The organism is Acidovorax sp. SUPP1855 (genome assembly GCF_030158955.1).
GTDB lineage: Bacteria > Pseudomonadota > Gammaproteobacteria > Burkholderiales > Burkholderiaceae_C > Paracidovorax.
Window position 1 is genome coordinate 1 of the sequence record NZ_BQXI01000021.1, and the last position, 18574, is coordinate 18574.

Annotated in this window: 20 protein-coding genes; 11 read left to right on the forward strand and 9 right to left on the reverse strand. The window is 64.9% G+C overall.

The window, feature by feature from the left end:
* The 4 genes from AVMA1855_RS17385 to AVMA1855_RS17400 all read left to right on the forward strand — a co-directional run.
* Window positions 1–311 (forward strand): aldehyde dehydrogenase family protein (locus AVMA1855_RS17385; protein ID WP_284426671.1); only part of this gene is annotated, 311 nt, incomplete at its 5' end.
* 301 nt (window positions 312–612) lie between these two features.
* Window positions 613–1461, forward strand: a complete 849-nt coding sequence (locus AVMA1855_RS17390; protein ID WP_284426672.1) for a pentapeptide repeat-containing protein — start codon at window positions 613–615, stop codon at window positions 1459–1461.
* Window positions 1458–2087, forward strand: a complete 630-nt coding sequence (locus tag AVMA1855_RS17395; protein ID WP_284426673.1) for a hypothetical protein — start codon at window positions 1458–1460, stop codon at window positions 2085–2087. The genes AVMA1855_RS17390 and AVMA1855_RS17395 overlap by 4 nt, the downstream gene beginning before the upstream one ends.
* Window positions 2080–2376, forward strand: a complete 297-nt coding sequence (locus AVMA1855_RS17400; RefSeq protein ID WP_284426674.1) for a hypothetical protein — start codon at window positions 2080–2082, stop codon at window positions 2374–2376. Before AVMA1855_RS17395 ends, AVMA1855_RS17400 begins: the two co-directional genes overlap by 8 nt.
* 128 nt (window positions 2377–2504) lie before the next feature.
* Here AVMA1855_RS17400 and AVMA1855_RS17405 read toward each other — a convergent pair whose 3' ends face one another.
* Both AVMA1855_RS17405 and AVMA1855_RS17410 read right to left on the reverse strand, forming a co-directional pair.
* On the reverse strand, window positions 2505–4286 hold the full coding sequence (locus AVMA1855_RS17405) for an SIR2 family protein (RefSeq protein ID WP_284426675.1): 1782 nt from the start codon (window positions 4284–4286) through the stop codon (window positions 2505–2507).
* Window positions 4287–4561: 275 nt separating this feature from the next.
* Entirely contained in the window at window positions 4562–4771 is a 210-nt protein-coding gene (locus AVMA1855_RS17410) for a hypothetical protein (protein WP_284426676.1), read from the reverse strand.
* Between the two features lie 347 nt (window positions 4772–5118).
* Here AVMA1855_RS17410 and AVMA1855_RS17415 point away from each other — a divergent pair, with 347 nt between their 5' ends.
* Window positions 5119–6042, forward strand: a complete 924-nt coding sequence (locus AVMA1855_RS17415; protein WP_284426677.1) for an AraC family transcriptional regulator — start codon at window positions 5119–5121, stop codon at window positions 6040–6042.
* Between the two features lie 129 nt (window positions 6043–6171).
* On the opposite strand, the gene AVMA1855_RS17420 is transcribed toward AVMA1855_RS17415, so the two are convergent.
* Window positions 6172–6564: a YkvA family protein gene (locus AVMA1855_RS17420; protein WP_284426678.1), complete on the reverse strand. Its 393-nt coding sequence runs from the start codon at window positions 6562–6564 to the stop codon at window positions 6172–6174.
* A gap of 97 nt (window positions 6565–6661) precedes the next feature.
* Here AVMA1855_RS17420 and AVMA1855_RS17425 point away from each other — a divergent pair, with 97 nt between their 5' ends.
* Window positions 6662–7714 carry a sensor histidine kinase gene (locus AVMA1855_RS17425; RefSeq protein ID WP_284426679.1) on the forward strand — a complete coding sequence of 351 codons (1053 nt, stop codon included), beginning with the start codon at window positions 6662–6664 and terminating at the stop codon, window positions 7712–7714.
* Between the two features lie 41 nt (window positions 7715–7755).
* Here the strand turns inward: AVMA1855_RS17425 and AVMA1855_RS17430 are convergent, their stop codons facing one another.
* Window positions 7756–8370, reverse strand: a complete 615-nt coding sequence (locus AVMA1855_RS17430; protein ID WP_284426680.1) for a putative glycolipid-binding domain-containing protein — start codon at window positions 8368–8370, stop codon at window positions 7756–7758.
* A 234-nt stretch (window positions 8371–8604) separates the two neighbouring features.
* Here AVMA1855_RS17430 and AVMA1855_RS17435 point away from each other — a divergent pair, with 234 nt between their 5' ends.
* Window positions 8605–9150 (forward strand): GNAT family N-acetyltransferase, encoded by a 546-nt coding sequence (locus AVMA1855_RS17435; RefSeq protein ID WP_284426681.1) that lies wholly within the window; start codon window positions 8605–8607, stop codon window positions 9148–9150.
* A gap of 55 nt (window positions 9151–9205) precedes the next feature.
* Here AVMA1855_RS17435 and AVMA1855_RS17440 read toward each other — a convergent pair whose 3' ends face one another.
* Window positions 9206–10132 (reverse strand): LysR family transcriptional regulator, encoded by a 927-nt coding sequence (locus tag AVMA1855_RS17440; protein ID WP_284426682.1) that lies wholly within the window; start codon window positions 10130–10132, stop codon window positions 9206–9208.
* Between the two features lie 165 nt (window positions 10133–10297).
* On the opposite strand from AVMA1855_RS17440, the gene AVMA1855_RS17445 reads away from it, so the two are divergent.
* A complete protein-coding gene (locus AVMA1855_RS17445) occupies window positions 10298–11173 on the forward strand; it encodes a pirin family protein (RefSeq protein ID WP_284426683.1) in 876 nt (291 codons plus the stop codon).
* A gap of 42 nt (window positions 11174–11215) precedes the next feature.
* On the opposite strand, the gene AVMA1855_RS17450 is transcribed toward AVMA1855_RS17445, so the two are convergent.
* Window positions 11216–11881 carry a Crp/Fnr family transcriptional regulator gene (locus AVMA1855_RS17450; protein WP_284426684.1) on the reverse strand — a complete coding sequence of 222 codons (666 nt, stop codon included), beginning with the start codon at window positions 11879–11881 and terminating at the stop codon, window positions 11216–11218.
* Window positions 11882–12001: 120 nt separating this feature from the next.
* Between AVMA1855_RS17450 and AVMA1855_RS17455 the strand changes: the two genes are divergently transcribed.
* Genes AVMA1855_RS17455 through AVMA1855_RS17465 form a run of 3 tightly spaced genes read left to right on the forward strand, consistent with a single transcriptional unit; the run spans window position 12002 to window position 14312 of the window.
* Window positions 12002–12604 (forward strand): HD domain-containing protein, encoded by a 603-nt coding sequence (locus AVMA1855_RS17455; RefSeq protein WP_284426685.1) that lies wholly within the window; start codon window positions 12002–12004, stop codon window positions 12602–12604.
* Window positions 12605–12651: 47 nt separating this feature from the next.
* A complete protein-coding gene (locus AVMA1855_RS17460) occupies window positions 12652–13419 on the forward strand; it encodes a class II aldolase/adducin family protein (RefSeq protein WP_284411924.1) in 768 nt (255 codons plus the stop codon).
* Between the two features lie 14 nt (window positions 13420–13433).
* Window positions 13434–14312, forward strand: a complete 879-nt coding sequence (locus AVMA1855_RS17465; protein WP_284426686.1) for a bile acid:sodium symporter family protein — start codon at window positions 13434–13436, stop codon at window positions 14310–14312.
* 166 nt (window positions 14313–14478) lie between these two features.
* Here AVMA1855_RS17465 and AVMA1855_RS17470 read toward each other — a convergent pair whose 3' ends face one another.
* From AVMA1855_RS17470 to AVMA1855_RS17480, 3 genes are all read right to left on the reverse strand, one after another.
* Entirely contained in the window at window positions 14479–16113 is a 1635-nt protein-coding gene (locus AVMA1855_RS17470; RefSeq protein ID WP_284426687.1) for a methyl-accepting chemotaxis protein, read from the reverse strand.
* A 219-nt stretch (window positions 16114–16332) separates the two neighbouring features.
* The gene (locus tag AVMA1855_RS17475; protein WP_284426688.1) at window positions 16333–17580 is read right to left on the reverse strand and encodes an MFS transporter; all 1248 of its coding nucleotides are present in this window, start codon (window positions 17578–17580) and stop codon (window positions 16333–16335) included.
* A 43-nt stretch (window positions 17581–17623) separates the two neighbouring features.
* Window positions 17624–18454 carry a putative hydro-lyase gene (locus AVMA1855_RS17480; protein ID WP_284426689.1) on the reverse strand — a complete coding sequence of 277 codons (831 nt, stop codon included), beginning with the start codon at window positions 18452–18454 and terminating at the stop codon, window positions 17624–17626.
* Window positions 18455–18574: the final 120 nt, after the last annotated feature.

Sequence of the window (18574 nt, forward strand, 5' to 3'; positions counted from 1 at the left end):
GCGCGTGCGAGGAGACGTTCGGGCCGGTGGCGCCGCTCACGCGCTTCGACAACGAAGAAGAGGTGATCGCCGCCGCCAACGACACGCCGTTCGGGCTGGCCGCGTACTTCTACAGCCAGGACGTGCGGCGCATCTGGCGGGTGGCGGAGGCCCTGGAGACGGGGATCGTGGGGATCAACGAAGGGGCGCTGGCGGCGGAAGCCGCGCCGTTCGGGGGGGTGAAGGAGTCAGGCTACGGGCGCGAGGGATCGACGCACGGGCTGGAGGATTACCTGCACACTAAGTACGTGTGCCAGGGGGGGCTGGGCTGACGGGGAGGGCATTCAGTGGAGAGATGCATGGCCACATAAGGTGGGGCCATGTTCGCTCAGGCGCTGAAATTGACTATTGGCTGTTTTGGACGCACTCGTGGCTGAGAGCTGCTTTGTTTACCGCTCAAAAAGTTACTAGAGCGATAGTGACTTAGTGCGTTGTGAAGTTTCGGTAGGAAGTATCGCGCGACATGAAAGTTGTGGATAGATAATGGGTTTCTAAGCCCCGCTCGGCCCCTAGCTGCTCGAAAGAAGAGTTGGCTTTAGCGGGGTGTGAGTCAGACCCAAATGCGAGCCAAAAATGACAGACGATCTTTTGCCTGCGATTCCGCCTCATTTTTCTCCTGGCAACAGGGAGGCCATAACCGACCACTATGTACCAAAAAACGTTTTAGACGAGACTGTTGCATTCAAGTTTAAGGTCTTCATCCGCCTTAACGCGAGCAAGATCAAGTTCAAGAACGTGTCATTCGAGCACAGCGTGTTTGACGGATGCTATTTTCGCAGCTGTGTATTTGATTCATGCAATTTCACGGGGTGCCGATTCATCGGTTCTAACCTCCATCAGTCGAGCTTTCCGGGTTCCAGGTTTGACTACGCGACCTTCGAGCGTTGCCAAATCGACTCCGACATTTTGACTGCGTGGAGTCCTAGGGAGGAGAACTTAAAGATGCGTTTCGCGCGTTCGCTGCGGATGAACTTCCAGCAGGTTGGAGACGCCAAGGCGGTCAATGAGGCAATCACACAAGAACTCGATGCTACTTCACGTCATTTGCTTGAGTCCTGGCTATCTGAGGACGAATTTCATCGTAAGAAATATCGCGGTCTGCAGCGTATCCGTCAGTTCCTTGCTTGGGTGGAATTTTGGGTGCTTCATTTTGTTTGGGGAAACGGTGAGAGCATTACCAAACTACTGCGGACCATCATCATCGCAATGGTTGCCATTGCAGTCTACGATGCGAATGCATCCAACGGCTCGGCAACTATCTTGGACTACTTGGGGAGCCTGAAGGACGCCCCGGCAATCTTCCTGGGCACAATCTCCCGGTCTTTTCATACCACCGCTGCCGCGTCGATGATTGTCGCTGCCAGACTAATCGCGTTGTCACTGCTCACTGCGCTCTTGGTAAAGCGCTTCGGCCGGCGATGACTGTGCATTTCTACGCGTTTGGCTCGATTTGCCGTGGTGAGGTCGATAGGTCGTCAGACATCGATCTGCTCGCCTGCATCACGGAGCCTAATCGCCCTGATATCGACACTAAAAAGTTCTCGGTTTATGGGCACGATCGATTGGGCTACTTGTGGGCAGAGGGAAATCCGTTTGCCTGGCATCTACATTTGGAATCTAGGCTACTGTTTTCATCCGACGGTGTTGACTTCATCGCATCGCTTGGCGTTCCTGCCGCCTACAAAGCTGGGGCAGAGGACTGTAAGAAATTTGCTCGCCTCTTTTTCGATTCGTTTGATCAGCTATCGAAGACCCGCGTGAACGCTACTTTCAATCTGTCTTGCATGTTCCTGGGTATCAGGAACTTTGCCACCTGCTATTCGCTATGGCGTGGTCATCCCGTGTTCTCCCGGAGGTCACCCTTGTTGATTGATGCTCCGCTGAGCGTGGATGAAGAGGCCTTTGATGTGCTCGCGCGCGCGCGAGTGCTGTCGACGCGTGGAATTGGCGATGCGTTGTCAAGCGAAGAGGTTATGCTTGCAATCAAGGTGGTTCCTGTCATCCGAGCTTGGATGGCTCAGCTGCTCGCCGAGGTAATAAATGACTGAGTTCAACAATCGTATCGCCGCTCAGCGAGAGATTCTTCTCGCTGTGAACAGCGCGCCTTGGCGCGAAGAACTCTACGGAATGTCCAGTGGAGCACTTGATCGCTGGGTCCAGGCTAACAGCCTCGATCAAAGCTCGACATTGGTCAGTTTGCTCATGGAGGTTGCAGGAAAGCTATTTTTCCTTGCCAACAAGAGCCAAGAGCAGGTGACTGCCGAGTATCAGCTTCGTTCTTGCGAGGTGTCCGGACTTACTGAAAAAATCCGATTTGAACTTCGGCAAAAGAATTAACAATTAAAGGCGCGTGGCCGATGATGAGCATCGGCACGCAAACTGATCTTGTCGCGCAGCAAGCCTGATACGGTGTGATCAACTCCACCTCCGCTAATCGGGTGACCGATTACTGCATTGAAAAATATCTACCAAGAAATCTTGCTGATGTAACGCTTCAGGCTTTCGACGAACAGTTCGAGGTAGCGGCGACTCTTGTGCGCGAATCCCGCGTTCAGCAAGTCAGTGATCATCGCCTCCGACTGAAGCTCCTGCACCAGCGTAGTTGCCGATGTTCCATGCCAGCCCACACGCCCGACTGGCATTTGGGCAAACAGCCCATGCGGCGTATTGGTGAATGCCTGTTCTAAGCTGGCTTCGCTGTCTTCTTCCAGATATGTCAATGCGGCCAGAGTCTCGAATCTTTCGTACACCAACTCGAAATCAGCCGACACGCCAGCAAAGCTGGAGCGCCATTCATTCATCACGTCAAACAAGTGATCGCTTAAGGCCGTCTTGCGATTGTTCAAGCCGTCTAACTGAACCCAAAGATCGTTTCGTTCGCCCTTCCAAGCCCCGAGCAGCAGCATTGACACAGTTCTCTTGGCGTCTTGATACTCTCTTGGCCAAGGAGCAATAAGGAACTTGTGCAGCGTTTGCCAGCGATTCGAACGTGTCAGACCAACACCGTAGGCCGTGAATACCAAGACAGCAGGATAGGAGCGTAGACCAAGCCATACATTCAAGCCATTGCCAACCTTTTCGGCATGGAGATACAAACCTTTGACTATGTCTAACATCGTGCCTAGTTCATTGCCATCTCCCCATCTGCCCAACACGCCAGCCATGCGTGTCAAGGGCTCGGTCATTGCTTTGTATAGCTGGACGCGAGATCGGAATTCTTCCTGACTCCACGGTCCATGGGGCTCGAATTGCTGGGCATCAAGCTGCACCATCAACCGTTCTGTTTCGTGCGAAAGCAATTCTTCTAGTTGAATGCGGTGCTCTGGTTTTGAAAGGTATCGTTTTGCACTGTTGACAAGGAGTTCGACGCTTGCCGGATTTTGACGCTGGCTTTGCTCAAGAGTTTCGACTCGCCTTTGAAGAGTCTGGAAAAATTCATCGGCACCCGTGATTGGGATGGCCCTTGCGGCTCTGTGCATCGCTAACTCCTGCGCGCCCGAGCCCAGTGTTCCACGTGCGCCCCAGTAGACCGGATAGCGCCGGTTCGGCGCTCTAAGGAAGGCTGCACGCAAGGCATGATCCCATTCCCCCGACCAACCGCAGATGATCAGACCATGTTCATCGAAGATGCGGTCCAGCAACCTGTTGTAGCCTTCAGGATAGGCGCTCAGTTCCTGATCGGTGTTCAGGATGCGTGCGTCTTTGTAATCTCCGTGCAGCTTTAGCAGATAGCAGCGACTGTGGGTAAGAGGTTCGGCGCCTGCGAGCGCGTCTGCGGACGCGACAACCGTTGGCTCAACCCCCTGTTCCCGCAGAGCGTTTTCCATTAGTCGGTCGAAATTGGTGGTGACGATCACCCGCACATAGCCGGCCCGGACTAGGTTTGCGATAGCGTGGTGTGCCTTGGTCGCAATCTTCCGGCCTTCCTCGCGGTCCTGCTCATCTGGCTCTATGTAGCGATGCAGTATCGCCCTGCGTTCATCCGGTGAACTGGCGATCTCCTCCAGTAGCACGGAATAGTTCGGCTCCATACCTGTTTTCTCCCGATACCACTTTGCCCAGTCAGGTTGCTCCGCAACGTCCTGAGCCATGGCTACACGGCGTACGAGGTCCAGAGTAATTTCCCAGCCAGTTGGAATCTCAGCGGAGCGAGACAGGCCAGACCCTAGTAAAACAGCGAACACACCTTTGTTTTCGTATACAGAAAACGCAAGTTGGGTGATGGGGTCGTTCTGAAGCAATGTCATTGATCGTCATCCGTGGAAGTACAGCTCTTGCCTCAATCATCATCAATGATGATCGTGCACGTTCATTTGCCAAGCACACGATCTTGCCGTGTACCTGCTGAGTGCGTTGACCGTACAGGCTTGAAAAGACTCGGGATAAACGCTAAATCAATCATGTTTGATTGGCAATAAGCGTCTTGTCAGGGCTATTTCATACAGTCAGAAGCCGAATTCGATTGACAGCAGGGCGGCCTATTGCTGCGGTATTCTGGGCGGTCAACTCTACGACTGCTGAATCATCCCGCCTTGCAATAAGCAAAGTAATCCTTGCTCATCAGCACATCCACGCGATGCACCCGCGCCACCTCAGCAAGGATCGCATTCATCCGCGTCACGTCGCGAAAGATATCGCCCCCTCCACCATCGACATGCGCCTGCCGCCCCGCCAGATCGGGAAACGCTTCAAAATCGCAAAGCGTGTTTCCGAAAACCGCACGGCGAACCACGGCCCCGTGGCGGGTTCGGTTTCGACGCAGGCCCGGATGTCCCGCAGCATCTGCACCACCGCCTCCTCCTGCCCGGGGCGGGCCTCGATCTCGATGAAGAAGGCCTTGCGCCCTCAGCGCCTTGTTCTCCCAGCACCTGCACACCCCGGTGCGGTGCGTGGGCCTGTTCGGCGGCGGGCGGGTTCTCGTGCGGGGGCGACAGCGGAGTCATGGTTGCCTTTCGGGGTTCGGTACAACGCAACGACTGTAGGGTCGCGCTCACTCCGTTGCCTGCCCGAAGATCGGCATTCCTTGCCTGATCGTCCAGGCCGGTTGTGCCGGGTCAGCCTTCCTGGCCAGAATGCGCCATGGCGGACGACGAATTGACGCAAGCGGTCTTGCGCTACACAGGCACCACGCACCAACGGACGGGCGGCATCACCGCCACGCCGGTGCATGGCCTGTACCTGGTTCGGCGCACGGCGCCGAGCGCGTTGGAGCATGCGGTGGAGCAGCCCCTGGTGTGCCTGGTGCTGCAGGGGCGCAAGCGGGTCGCCATGGGCAGCCGCACGGCGTCCTATGCGGCGGGCGACACGACGATCGTCACGGCCAACGTGCCCACGGCCAGCCGCATCAGCCAGGCCAGCATCGCCCAGCCCTATCTGGCCGTTGCCCTGGAGCTGGACCCGTCGGTGATCACCGATCTGGTCCTGGGATCGCCTGCGTGCGATGCGCCTCCCGCCGCGCCCGACGCGGCCGACACGGGCGATGAGGAGGATCTGCGCGATGCCGTGCGCCGGCTGGTGCGGCTGCTGGACCGGCCCGAATCGCTCGCGGTGCTCAAGGACGGCTTGGTCCGGGAGATCCACCATTGGTTGCTGCGGGGCCGCCAGGGCGCTGTGATCCGCCACCTGGGCTTGCCAGACAGCCACGCGCGCCGCATCGCGCGCGCGGTGGCGATCCTGCGTGCCGAGCCCGCGCGGCCGGTGCGTATCGAGCAACTGGCAGCGGCGGCCGGCATGGGCCGCTCGGCATTCCATCTTCACTTTCGGGCCATCACCTCGCTGTCGCCGCTGCAGTTCCAAAAAGCACTGCGGTTGATGGAGGCGCGCCGCCTGATCCTGTCGCAGGGCAAGAGCATGAGCCAGGTCGCTTTCGAAGTGGGGTACGAGAGTGCCTCGCAGTTCAGCCGCGAATACGCCCGCATGCATGGTCAGCCTCCCACCAGGGACAAGCGGCAGGCATCCGGCCGGATGGGCATGGTCCGCACTGCGGGTATCGCCAAGGGCTAGCTAGCCCATCGGCCTTGCATGCGTTTGCTATTAAATATGTAGCGGTATGCCCTAGTGCTGATTGCGCTGGAGCCCGAAAAGGCAAAAAGCGCCGCCCGCTCGCCTGCACCGGCAGGCAAAGCGATAGAGCTACCACCAGCGCTGAACCAGCAGGTACCCCGCAACGCCGGCCCCCAGCCAGACCCCCAGAACCAGAAACACCCCTGCTCGGCTGCGAGGCTTCTTGCCTTCCGTGCGCATCCATTCTTCCGCCTGGCTTCGGCAGGAAGCCAGCACGGGCGCGGGCAGCAGCTTCACCGTGAGCCAGATCAGCGCCGGCAGCAAGAGGACGTCGTCCACATAGCCCAGGACGGGGATGAAGTCCGGAATCAGGTCGATCGGGCTGAGCGCATAGGCCACGACGAACATGCCCAGGGCTTTCGCGTGCCACGGCGTGGCGGGGCTCTTGCAGGCGAACCAGAGCGTGACGCCGTCTCGCTTGATGCGCCAGGCCCAGGCCTTCAGGGTTTCGTGGACGGACATGGTGCGGGCAGGGGTTGGGAGACCGATTTTGCGGCAGAACCCGCAGAGCGCCCGCGGCACGGCAAAGAGGGGCCAAGGCCCTGGCATCATCGCGCGCATGAATCGCCACTATCTGACCGCCGTCGCCGCCGTGGCGGCAGCGCTGCTGTTGCGCTACCTGCTCAATCCGGTGCTGGGGCAGCAGGGGCCGTACCTCATTTTGACGGTGCCGATCGTGGTGGCCGCGATCTATGGAGGGTTCGGCCCGGCACTGCTGGCCACGGTGCTGGGCACGTCGGTGGGCACGTACCTGTTCATCGAGCGCGGCGCTGGTTTGCGCGAGGTGCTGCAGCCAGAGAACGTGGCCCGGCTTCTGCTTTTCCTGGCGATCGGACTGGGCATCGGTCTGATGGGCGGGCAACTGCGGCGCTCGCGCGTGGCGCTGGCGGAAAAGATGCAGCAGCTCAAAGCCAGCAACCGTGCCAAGGACAACGCCATGGCCATCCTCGGCCATGAGATCCGCAACCCGCTGTCCGCCATCCATTCCGCGCAGGCGGTGCTGCAGCGCTCGCCCGGCGATGAAAAACGGGTGCTGCGGGCCAGCGAGATGATTGGCCGCCAGGTGGCGCAACTCACGCGCATGGCGGACGACCTGCTCGACCTGTCCGGGCTGATGCGCGCAAGCCCGCCGCCGAAGGTGCCGGTGGATCTGCAGCAGGTACTGCGACAGGCGCTCGAGCAGAGCGCGCCGCTGGTGGCCAAGAAAGGCCACCGGCTCAACGTCGATCTGGGCGATGCGCCCGTGGTGGTCACTGGCGATGCGCTGCGGCTGGTCCAGGTGTTCGCCAATCTGTTGACCAACGCCGCCAAGTACACCGATCCCGGTGGCGAGATCGCCCTGCAGGTGCAATGGCGCGGCGAGCGCCAGGTGGCGGTGGCGATCCGGGACAACGGCGTGGGCCTGCCTCCAGGCTCCGTGGCCGACTTGTTCGAGCCGTTCGTCCAGGCGCCGGGCGCCGCCTCGAATGCGGAAGGCGGGCTGGGCCTGGGACTGGCGATCGTGCGCAAGATCGTGCTGGCCCACGGGGGCGAGGTGGTGGCCGAGAGCCAGGGACTGGGCCTGGGAAGTGAGTTCACGGTGGTGCTTCCCCTGGCCCGCACGGGTGCCTGAAGGCGCCGCCGCCCGGCGCGGCAGCCCGCGCTGCACCAGGGTCAGGAGGCCGGTCGGATGCGTTCGAAGAGGCCTTCATAGCGCTCGACGAAACCGTTGGCGTCCACCGTCAGGAGGGCTTCGAATCCCCTGAAAAGGCCCAGGTCCACATAGCGCAGCTGCCTCGGTCCGAGCCGGTCGTACCGCTGCCGCGACCGCGTGACGGTCCACTCCAGTGCGTCGATGAAGGCGGTTTCCAGGCGGAGGCTTTTGCCGGTGGACAGCGGCGTGCGCAGGATCGGGAAGGTGTTGCAGAAAGGGGTCGCGGACAGGTCGGGTTCTTCGGCGCCGTCCAGATCGGTGCGCGGCTTGCCGTCGACGGTCCAGCCGCTGCCGTTGCGTTCGAGCGCCAACCGCCGGTGGCCGTTGGCGTTCCAGCGCTCGACCTCGACCGACTGCGTGCGCCAGTCGGGTGTGATCCGCCAGCGATGGGTGAGCTGGAAGCCGCCGCCCTCCAGGCCGATCACCGTGGACGATGCGGTGATGCCGTCGTGCGCGACGTGCAGCGCCAGCCGCTCCAGGCTGGCATTGGCCGTTCCGCGCCAGAACAAAACGGATGTGCCGGGTGTGGCGCAAGTGGGTGCGGGAGTGGGGTCGGAAGCAGGGGCGATGGGCATGTGCGGGCTCCTTCAGGCGGCTGCACCGGCGAAGAAGCCGGGTTCGCGGTTTCGGTTCTGGTGCAGGATGGTGCGCAGATTCCATTAAGATGGAAACATATTCCACTTTACTGGACGAGGCGATGGTGGCATGAAAGGCAACAGGGCCGGCGGGCCGCTTTCGCACGGCGTTCTGCCGATGCCGCCGGATTGTTCCAAAGCGCTGAAGTCCGCCCGCCGTTCGGCATGTTCCCCATGAATCACACCCCCATCCCCGAGGTTCGACTGATCGACTGCGACGAGGCCGCCCATGCGGGGGCAATTCTCGACATTCTGAACGAGGCCATCGCTCATTCGACGGCCCTCTACGACTATGCGGCACGCCCGCCATCGGCGATGTCTGCCTGGTTCGCCACGAAGCGCGCGAACGGCTTTCCCGTGGTGGGAGCGGTCGACGCGCAAGGCGCGTTGATGGGTTTTGCCTCCTGGGGCGCGTTCCGGGCGTTTCCGGCCTACAAGTACACGGTGGAGCACAGCGTCTACGTGCACAAGGACTTCCGAGGGCGCGGGCTGGGCGCGCTGCTGATGCGAACCCTGGTGGAGCGGGCCCGGGCCGCGGGCCTGCACGCGATGGTGGGCTGCATCGACGCGGCCAACGAGGGGAGCATCCGGCTGCACCGGCAAATGGGGTTCGTCCACACGGGCACGATGCCGCAGGTGGGGTTCAAGTTCGGCCGGTGGCTGGATGCGGCGTTCTACCAGCTCACGCTGGAGACGCCGCTCGATCCGGTCGACGGTTAGGCGGCGGACCGTTCGGTGCTGGTGAGAGGGCGCGCCGCACCGCACCGCGCCGTCCTCAAGCCGCCGGGGCCGCGCGCGCTTCGCCGCAATCCGGGTATTGCCGCAGCCGCTCGATCAGCCATCGGCCCGCAGGCCCGGGCAGCGCGTCGCGCCGATAGACCGCTTTCATCTCCAGCATGGGATCGCCCTGCACGCCAGTCTCCACCTGGATGCGCACCAGCCGCCCGTCGCGCAGGTCGTCTTCCACCATGGGCCGGGGCATGTGCCCCCAGCCGAGGCCGGCGCGCAGGAAGGCGTGCTTGGCGCCGATGTCCGCCAGGCGCCACACGGTGTCGCCCAGCACGCCGAAGTCGCGGCCGGCGGTGAGGGGCGAGCGGTCGGTGAGGACGAGCTGGACATGGCCTTTCAGCTGCTGGCGCGTCAGCCGGCCCGGCTGCTTTGCCAGCGGCGATCCCGTGGCCGCCACGGTGACCATGGGCACGCCCATGAGCGGCACCTGTTCGAACTCCGGCGGAATGACGGGCAGCGAACCCATCACGCCCACGCGGCAGCGCCCGTCCAGCACCCATTGGGCCGCGGCGCCGAGTGCCTCCACCTGCAGTTGCAGCGTGGTGCCGGGAAAGGCGACGGCAAAGGCGCCGATGGCGTCGGTCAGGGCCGCCATGGGGAACATGACATCGACCACGACCGACAGTTCGGGCTCCAGGCCGGCGGCCATCGAGCGTGCCTCGGCCTTGAGTGTGTCGGCCGCGCGAACGATGTCGCGGGCGCGGCCGGCCAGGGCCTGGCCTTCCGGCGTGAGGGCGGGCAGGCGCGCCGCCCTGGTGAACAGCGTGACGCCGAGTTGCGCCTCCAGCCCGGCGATGGCCTGGCTGACGACCGATTGCGCCCGGCCGACGCGGCGGCCGGCGGCCGAGAAGCTGCCGGTTTCCACCGCGGCGACGAAGATGCGCAGGTGATCCAGGGAGACGCCATCGAGCATGGTGATGTCCTCAATCCATCGTTAAAGCAGATGGATCATATTCAATCAAATAGGCTTTGCAGATGGAGGGCGCGTCTCTACATTGGATGGGTAGCGGCGCCACGGCAAACCGGATGTGGCGCCGACGCAGATTTGTCCGGCCCGTCTTTTCAGGAGCACCCCACCATGTCCGCCTTGCTTTCCCCCACCGCCCAACGAACCATCGTGCGGCGCACCCGTGGCCGTGGACACGGCCCCATCACCCGGCTGATGAGCCCCGGCGACCTGGGCCAGGTGCTCAAGCCTTTCGTGTTTCTGGATCTGTTCCAGGGCGAATCGTCGTTTGCCGGTGGCATGCCCATTCACCCGCACTCGGGCCTGGCCACCGTCACGGTGGTGACCGAAGGCGACTTTCGCTTCGACGATGCGGTCTCGGGCGAGGGCGAACTGGCCTACGGCGGTGTGGAGTGGATGCGTGCCGGGGGCGGCGTGTGGCATGGCAAGGAGCTTTCACCAGGGCAGTCGCCGCGCATCGCGGGTTTCCAGCTGTGGCTGGCCCTGCCGCCCGAACTGGAAAACGGCCCGGTGGACAGCCAGTACATCGAGGCCAGGGCCATGCCCGCCAGCGGCCCGGTCACGGTGATCCTCGGCGAATACGCCGGCCTTCGCAGCCCGGTGCGGGCGCCGGAGGGCGTTCACTACCTGCTTGTCACGCTGCAGCCCGGCCAGGCATGGACGTATGCGCCGCCCCAGGGTCACGATGCGGCCTGGCTGGCGGTCAGCCACGGCCAGCTGGTCGGCCCCAACGCGGTGGCCACTGGCGAGATGGCGGTGTTTGGCGCATCCGGCACGATCGGACTGCAGGCCTCGCAGGAGCGCAGCGCGGTGTTCGTGATCGGGTCCGCCAGTCCGCATCCGCACGATCTGGTAACGGGCATGTATTCGGTGCATACCAGCCGGGCGGCCCTGGCGAAGGGGGAGGCAGGCATTCAGGCGCTGGCCGAGCGCATGGCACTGCGCCCTGCGGGGCAGCAGCGGCGCATGGCGGTGTTCAGCGGCTGACGGCATCGCGCCGCCGGGCGAGCACGGTGGGCCCGGGCCCGTTCAGTTCGCGCCGCCCACGCGCTGCAGCGCTTCCAGTTGCAGCAGTTCGATGCGCCGGTAGCGCAGGCCGATGAGCCCTAGCTGGGCCAGGGTGTTGAGCTCTTTCGACAGGGTCTGCCGTGTCACGCCGAGCATCATGGCCAGCGCTTCCTGCGGCACGGCCACGCTGGGCCGCAGGGTGGCCGACTGGGTGGCGTCGCCGCGCGCCAGGGCCAGCAGGCGGTGCACCACGCGCACGCGCAGCCCGCGCAGGGTGGCCATGGCGTTGGCGAACACGGGGTCGGCCATCTGCGCGGCGAAGGCGAAGGGCGGCACCACCAGCAGGTCCACCCCGGTGAGCGCCGTGGCGTCGTGCGTGCGCGGCGAGCCGTCGATGAGCGTGATCTCGCCGAACCAGTTGCCCGGCTCCAGCAGCACCAGGATGGCTTCGCGGCCATCGTCGCGCAGCGTGGAGATCTTGAGGGTGCCGGCCAGCAGGCCGTAGAACCCGCTACCGGCCGCGCCCACCGGGTCGCCCTGGCGAAACGGCATGGCGCCGCGCTGCAGGTGCACCCGCTCCGCCGCGCCCAGCAGTGCGCCGCGCTGCGCGGCGGGCAGGGCGGCGAACCAGGGATTGCCTTCCAGGGTGCGGCGGTGGGCGGGCGACAGCGGGGGCGCGTGGGGCATGCAGTGCGGTGTACGGTGCGGCGCGGGCGGGTAAACCAAGGGGTCGAACTGTCAATTATTGGACAGTTGGCAGGGCGGGGCGCGCCTACAGTGGCCCGGTTCCCCCACGGAGACAAAACGATGCAGACCCATCAAAAGGCGACTTTCGTGCGCATGCAGGACAGCACGCGCGAGGACTGGCAGACCATCGGCAGCGAATTCATGCAGTTCTCGCGCGGCCTGGCAGACCGGCTGGCGGCGCACCTGCGCATCTTGGAAGGCGACTACGGCGGCTTTCCGGTGGACCGCTACACGCATTCGCTGCAGACCGCCACCCGCGCGCTGCGCGATGGCCGGGACGAGGAGTACGTGGTGTGCGCGCTGCTGCACGACATCGGCGACACGCTGGGATCGTTCAACCACCCCGACATCGCGGCCGCCATCCTGCAGCCGTTCGTGAGCGAGGCCAACCACTGGATGGTCAAGCACCACGGCATCTTCCAGGGCCATTATTTCTTTCACCACATCGGGCTGGACCGCCACCTGCGCGACCAGTTCGCGGGGCACCCGCACTACCAGCAGACGGCCGATTTTTGCGAGCGCTACGACAACCCGGCGTTCGACCCGCACGCCGAGACGCTGCCGCTCGACACGTTCATGCCGATGCTGCGGCGCGTGCTGGCCCAGCCGCGCCAGAGCCTCTACAAGGCGGCGCTGCAGCCGCCGCAGCCGGCCGCCGCCTGACGGCTGCCGGCGCCCTCTGTGCCATGCACCCAACCCAAGGAATGCTCATGAATGCGATCACCCCGTCCGAAGTCCGGCAACTCGTGTCTGCCGAAGAGTGGCAGTTGCGCGTCGATCTGGCCGCCTGCTACCGCCTGGTGGCCCTGCACGGCTGGAGCGACCTGGTGTTCACCCACATCAGCGCGCGGGTGCCGGGGCCGGAGCACCACTTTCTCATCAACCCCTACGGCCTGATGTTCGACGAGATCACGGCGTCCAGCCTGGTCAAGGTGGATTCGCAATGCAACAAGGTGATCGACTCGCCCCACCCGGTGAACCCGGCGGGCTTCGTGATCCACAGCGCGGTGCATGCGGCACGCGACGACATCCAGTGCGTGCTGCACACCCACACGCGGGCCGGCATCGCCGTGAGCGCGCAAAAGGACGGCGTGCTGCCCATCAGCCAGCAGTCGACCTTCGTGCTGGCCTCGCTCGCTTACCACGACTACGAAGGCGTGGCGATCCGCGACGACGAGAAGACCCGCCTGCAGGCCGACCTGGGCCACGCCAACTTCCTCATGCTGCGCAACCACGGCCTGCTCACCTGCGGCAAGACGGTGGCGGATGCGTTCCTGGCCATGTACACGTTCGAATCCACCTGCCAGATCCAGATCGCCGCGCAGTCGGGCGGCGGGGAGTTGACGCGGGTGCACCCGCAGATCGTGCAGGGGGTGGGCCATGCGATGAAGGTGCAGACGGGCGGCCTGGGCGGGCAGTTCGTCTGGCCCGCGCTGATCCGCAAGCTCGACCGCACCGACCCGGGCTACCGCGACTGAGCGCGGCGGCCCCGATGGACAGCACCCTCATCGTCACGCGCTTTCTGTTCGGCGCGCTGGCCCTCGTCATGTTCGGGCTCGGCCTCACCCTGCGGGTGGCCGACTTCCGGCGGCTGCTGCACAGCCCCAAGGCCGTGGGAATCGCGCTCGGCCTGCAGGTGATCGGCCTGCCGATCCTGTGCTACGCGATCATCCGCGCCTTCGGCTTGTCGCCGATGTTCGCCATCGGCCTGATGCTGCTGGCCGCGTCGCCGGGCGGCATCTCGGCCAACCTGTTTTCTCATCTGTTCGGCGGCAATGTGGCGATGAACATCTCGCTGACGGCGGTGAACACGCTGCTGTCCATCGTCACGCTGCCGATCATCGCCAACGCGGCCATCGCCCACTTTGCCCAGAGCGGGCAGGTGGTGCCGATCCAGACCGGCAAGCTCCTGGAGGTGATCGCCATCGTGCTGGTGCCGGTGGGGCTGGGCATGGCCGCGGCGGCGCGCTGGCCGGCCTTCGCGGCGCGCATGGAAAAGCCGGTGAAGGTCTTCAGCGCGCTGGTGCTGGCTGTGGTGTCCATCCTGTCCATCGCCAAGGAGTGGAGTTCGATCGCCAGCACCTTCGCCGAGATCGGGCCGGCGGTGCTGGTGTTCAACCTGGCGAGCCTGCTGTCCGGCTACTACCTGAGCCGCGCGGCCGGGCTGGACAAGCCGCTGGCCACCGCGGTGAGCTACGAGATCGGCATCCATAACTCGACGCTGGCCATCTTCATCGCCCTGAGCGTGCTGGGCAGCTACACGCTGGCGCTGCCCGCGGCCATCTACTCGGTGCTGATGTACATCACGGCGCCGCTGTTCGGCTGGCTGCTGCTTCGCCGTCCGGCGCCTGCGGTGCCGGCTCGGAATTAGTGCGCCTGCGATGCCGGTTTCGAGTTAGAGCGCCTGCGTTGTCCGTGTCACGTCAGGGCGCCTTGACGGCGGACTCGCAATAGGGTGCCGGGGCGCACACCCCCAGGACAATCTGCCCCCCGCGGGCCGCTGGCACCGTGCCGGCCAGCCCGCGCTGCAGGCCTGGTCAGGCGCGCAGCAGGCGGGTGGAAGGCCTTGGCGAGACCTTGGGCGCCGGGGCCGGCGTGGGGTGGTGCTCGGCCGCTAGGGCTGCGGCCTCGCCCAGCTGGAACACGGCCAGCGCCTCGCGCAGCACGGCCACCTGCGAGGCCATGGCCGAGGTGGCAGCGCTGGCTTCTTCCACCATGGCGGCGTTCTGCTGCGTCATCTCGTCCATCTGCGAGACGGCGCGGTTCACCTCTTCGATGCCGGCCGTCTGCTCCACGTTGGCCGAGGCGATGCCTTCCATCAGGCCCGAGATGCGGTGCACGGACTCGACCACTTCGCCCATGGTCTTGCCGGCTTTTTCGACCAGTTCGGAGCCGGTGTGGACCTCGTTGACCGATTCGCTGATGAGGGTCTTGATTTCCTTGGCGGCGGCCGCGCTGCGCTGGGCCAGCCCGCGCACTTCGGAGGCCACCACGGCGAAGCCGCGGCCCTGCTCGCCGGCGCGCGCGGCTTCCACCGCCGCGTTCAGCGCCAGGATGTTGGTCTGGAAGGCGATGCCGTCGATCACGCCGATGATCTCGTTGATCTTGCGCGAGCTGGCGCTGATGGAGCGCATGGTCTCGACCACCTGGTTGACCACCTGGCCGCCCTGCACGGCGGTCTGGGCGGTGCTGGAGACGTACTGCGCGGCTTGGCGGGCGTTGTCGGCGTTCTGGCGCACGGTGGCGGTCAGCTCTTCCATGCTGGAGGCGGTCTGCTGCAGCGAAGAGGCCTGCTGCTCGGTGCGGCGCGACAGGTCGCCATTGCCCTGGGCGATCTCGCTGGCCGCATGGTCGATGGTGCTGGTGGCCTGCTGGATGCGGTGCAGGATGCTGGCGAGCCGGTCGCGCATGAATCCGATGGCGTACATCAGGCTTTGCTCGTCGCGGGCGCGCAGCGGGATCTCCGCCTGCAGGTCGCCGTCGGCCATGCGCATCGCTGCGCTGGCGGCGGCGCGCGGCTCGCCGCCCACGGAGCGTTCGATGTCGCGCACCACCAGCCCGGTGAGGGCCGAGATCACCAGCCCCAGCAGGGCCAGCAAGCCGATCGCGCGGTACAGCGAGGCGCGGTAGGCCTGCTCGATGTCGTCGACGTAGTCGCCGGCCACCAGGTCCCAGTTCCAGGGCTTGAAGCGCACCACGTAGCCGATCTTGGGGCTGGGGGCGTCGCTGCCCGGGCGCGGCCACCAGTATTCGAGGAACCCGCGGCCCTGCGCGCCGGCGGCGGCGATGTTCACGTAGAGCAGGTTGCCCTTGGCATCCTTGAAGGCGATCATGTTCTTGCCGTTCAGCTCGGGCTTGATCGGGTGCATCGCCATGATGGAGTCGGAGCCAATGACGGTGACGTAGCCGTCCTTGCCGTAGCGCTGCGAGGCGATGCGCGCCAGGGCGGCACTGCGGGCTTCCTCCTGGCTTATCTTGCCGGCCTGGGCCTGCTTTTCGTAATCGCTGGCCACGGTCAGCGCCATGTCGGTGATGTCGGAGAGGGCCGATTGCCGGGCCTGGTACTGGATCTGCCGGGTCTGCCACGCGTTCACGAAGGTCAGTGCCAGCAGCCCCAGCAACGCGAGGACCAGCGGGAGCCAGAGCTTTTGCCGCAAGGTCAGTTTTTTCATGGAAGGGGTCCTTTCAGGAGGGCGTACGGAAGGCATTGGGATGGGTCGCAGTATGGCCGTGAACACCCCTCGTCTGGCAGTCGGGCTACCCCTTTCTGTCGGGTGTTCGCAACGCTTTGATACATATGCAAGTTACGTGCTCGATCCGCACCCCGCGGCCTGCCACCCGGCGAAAACGGAGCTTCCTTTTTGCCCTTTTCCGCACCGCGCAATGCCGGCTCAGTGGATGGGCGCGGCCTCGGCGCCCAGCTCCCGGCCCAGCGTTTCGGGCAGGGCGAGCGCCGCCAAGATCACGAGCCCGTAGCAGATCGCGGTGATCCAGCCGATGGTCTGGCCCAGCGGCAGCGTGTTGCTCAGCGTGCCCACCAGCGCCGGGCAGATGGCGCCGATGGCGCGGCCGAAATTGTAGCAGAACCCCTGGCCCGAGCCCCGCACGTCGCTGGGGAACAGTTCTGACAAAAATGCGCCCATCCCCGAGAAGATGCCTGACAAAAAGAACCCCAGCGGAAAGCCCAGCACCAGCATCCAGGCGTCCGTGATCGGGATCTGCGTGTAGGCCAGCACCAGCGCCATGCCCATTGCCGCGAACAGGATGAAGCAGCGGCGCCGGCCGATCACGTCCGACAGCCAAGCGCTGGCGAGGTAGCCCAAGAACGAGCCGGCGATGAGCACCAGCAGGTAGGTGCTGGTGCCCAGCACGGACAGGTGCCGCTCGGTCTTGAGGAAGGTCGGCAGCCAGGTGGTGACCGAGTAGTAGGCGCCCTGCATGCCGGTGGCCAGCAGGCTGGCCAGCACCGTGGTGCGCAGCAGCGAGGGGTGGAAGATGCGCAGGAAGCTGCCCTGCGTGCCGGCGGCGCGGGCACGGGCCTGGGCCGCTAGGTAGACCGGCGGCTCCTGTATGTTGCGGCGGATGTAGATGATGAGCACGGCGGGCACGATGCCGATCCAGAACAGCACCTTCCAGGCGATCTCCGGCGGCAGCACCGAATACACGCCCCAGAACGCCAGCGCCGAAGCGGCCCAGCCCACGGCCCAGCTGCTTTGCACCAGCCCGGCCGCCTTGCCGCGGTGCCTGGCCGACATGGTCTCCGCGATCAGCACCGAGCCCACGGCCCACTCCCCGCCGAAGCCGAAGCCCTGCATGGCCCGGGTGAAGAACAGCTGACCGAACGATTCGGTGAAGCCGCTCAGGAAGGTGAACAGCGTGAACCACAGCACCGTCCACTGCAGCACCCGCACGCGGCCGTAGCGGTCGGCCAGCACCCCGGCCGCCCATCCGCCGATGGCGGAGGTGAGCAGCGCACCGGTGGCGATGTAGCCGGCTTCCGCCTTGGACATGTTCCACGCGGCCAGCAGCGTGGGGATGAGGAAGGTGTAGATCATGTAGTCGAAGCCGTCGACGCCATAGCCTGCGAAGGTGGCGGTCAGGGTGCGCCGCTCGGTGGGGGAGGTGTGCCGGAGCCACATGGTGCGAAGTCTTTCTTGGAAGGGGGGGACAGGAAGGGCGGCGTCAGGCGGTCACCAGATCGCGGTTGAGCAGATCGGTGACCAGCATGTGCCCCGGCGCGTGGGTGATGCAGAAGGCGGGGCGGGCTGCCGCGATGGCGGCCTGGGGCGTCACGCCGCAGGCCCAGAACACCGGCAGCTCGTGCGGCTGCACGCTCACGGCGTCGCCGTAGTCGGGCCGGGACAGGTCGTGGATGCCGATGAGCGCCGGGTCTCCCAGATGCACGGGGGCGCCGTGCACCTGCGGCATGCGCGAGGTGATCTGGATGGCACGGATCGCGTCCGCGGCCGCCATGGGGCGCATGGAAACGACCAGCGGCCCGCGGAACGCGCCGCTGGGCTCGGTGGCGCGGTCGGTGCGGTACATGGACACGTTGCGGCCCTGGTCCACGTGCCGCAGGCGAATGCCGTCCGCCAGCAGCGCGTGCTCGAACGAGAACGAGCAGCCGATGGCGAAGGTCACGAGGTCGTCGCGCCAGTGGGCGAAGAGGTCGGTGGGCGCGTCCACCTGCTCGCCGTCGCGCCACACTGCATAGCGGGGCAGGTCGGTGCGGATGTCGATGTCCGCGCCCAGCGCGGGCAGGGCGGGCGAGCCGGGCTCGCTGACCGCCAGCACCGGGCAGGCGCGCGGGTTGCGCTCGCAATAGCGTTGGAACTCGGTGGCCAGCGCCTGGGGCAGGATGGCCAGGTTGACCTGCACGTAGTCGCTGGCCAGGCCGCTCGTGTGGTCGGACAGGTGCCCGGCGCGGGCGGCCGCGCGCACGTCGCGGGCGGTGGACCGGGCGGTCAGCCCGGCGGCAGCGCCTGGGCCGGGGGAAAGAACAGGGGATGGCATCGTCGTGAAAGCCCTGGAATGCGGGGCTTGCGGTGGTGGCAATGCCGCGGATTCTGAAAGCCGCACGGCGGCGAATCCAACGCAAAATTTTGCGTTCACGTCATCGAAAAAATCGATGGC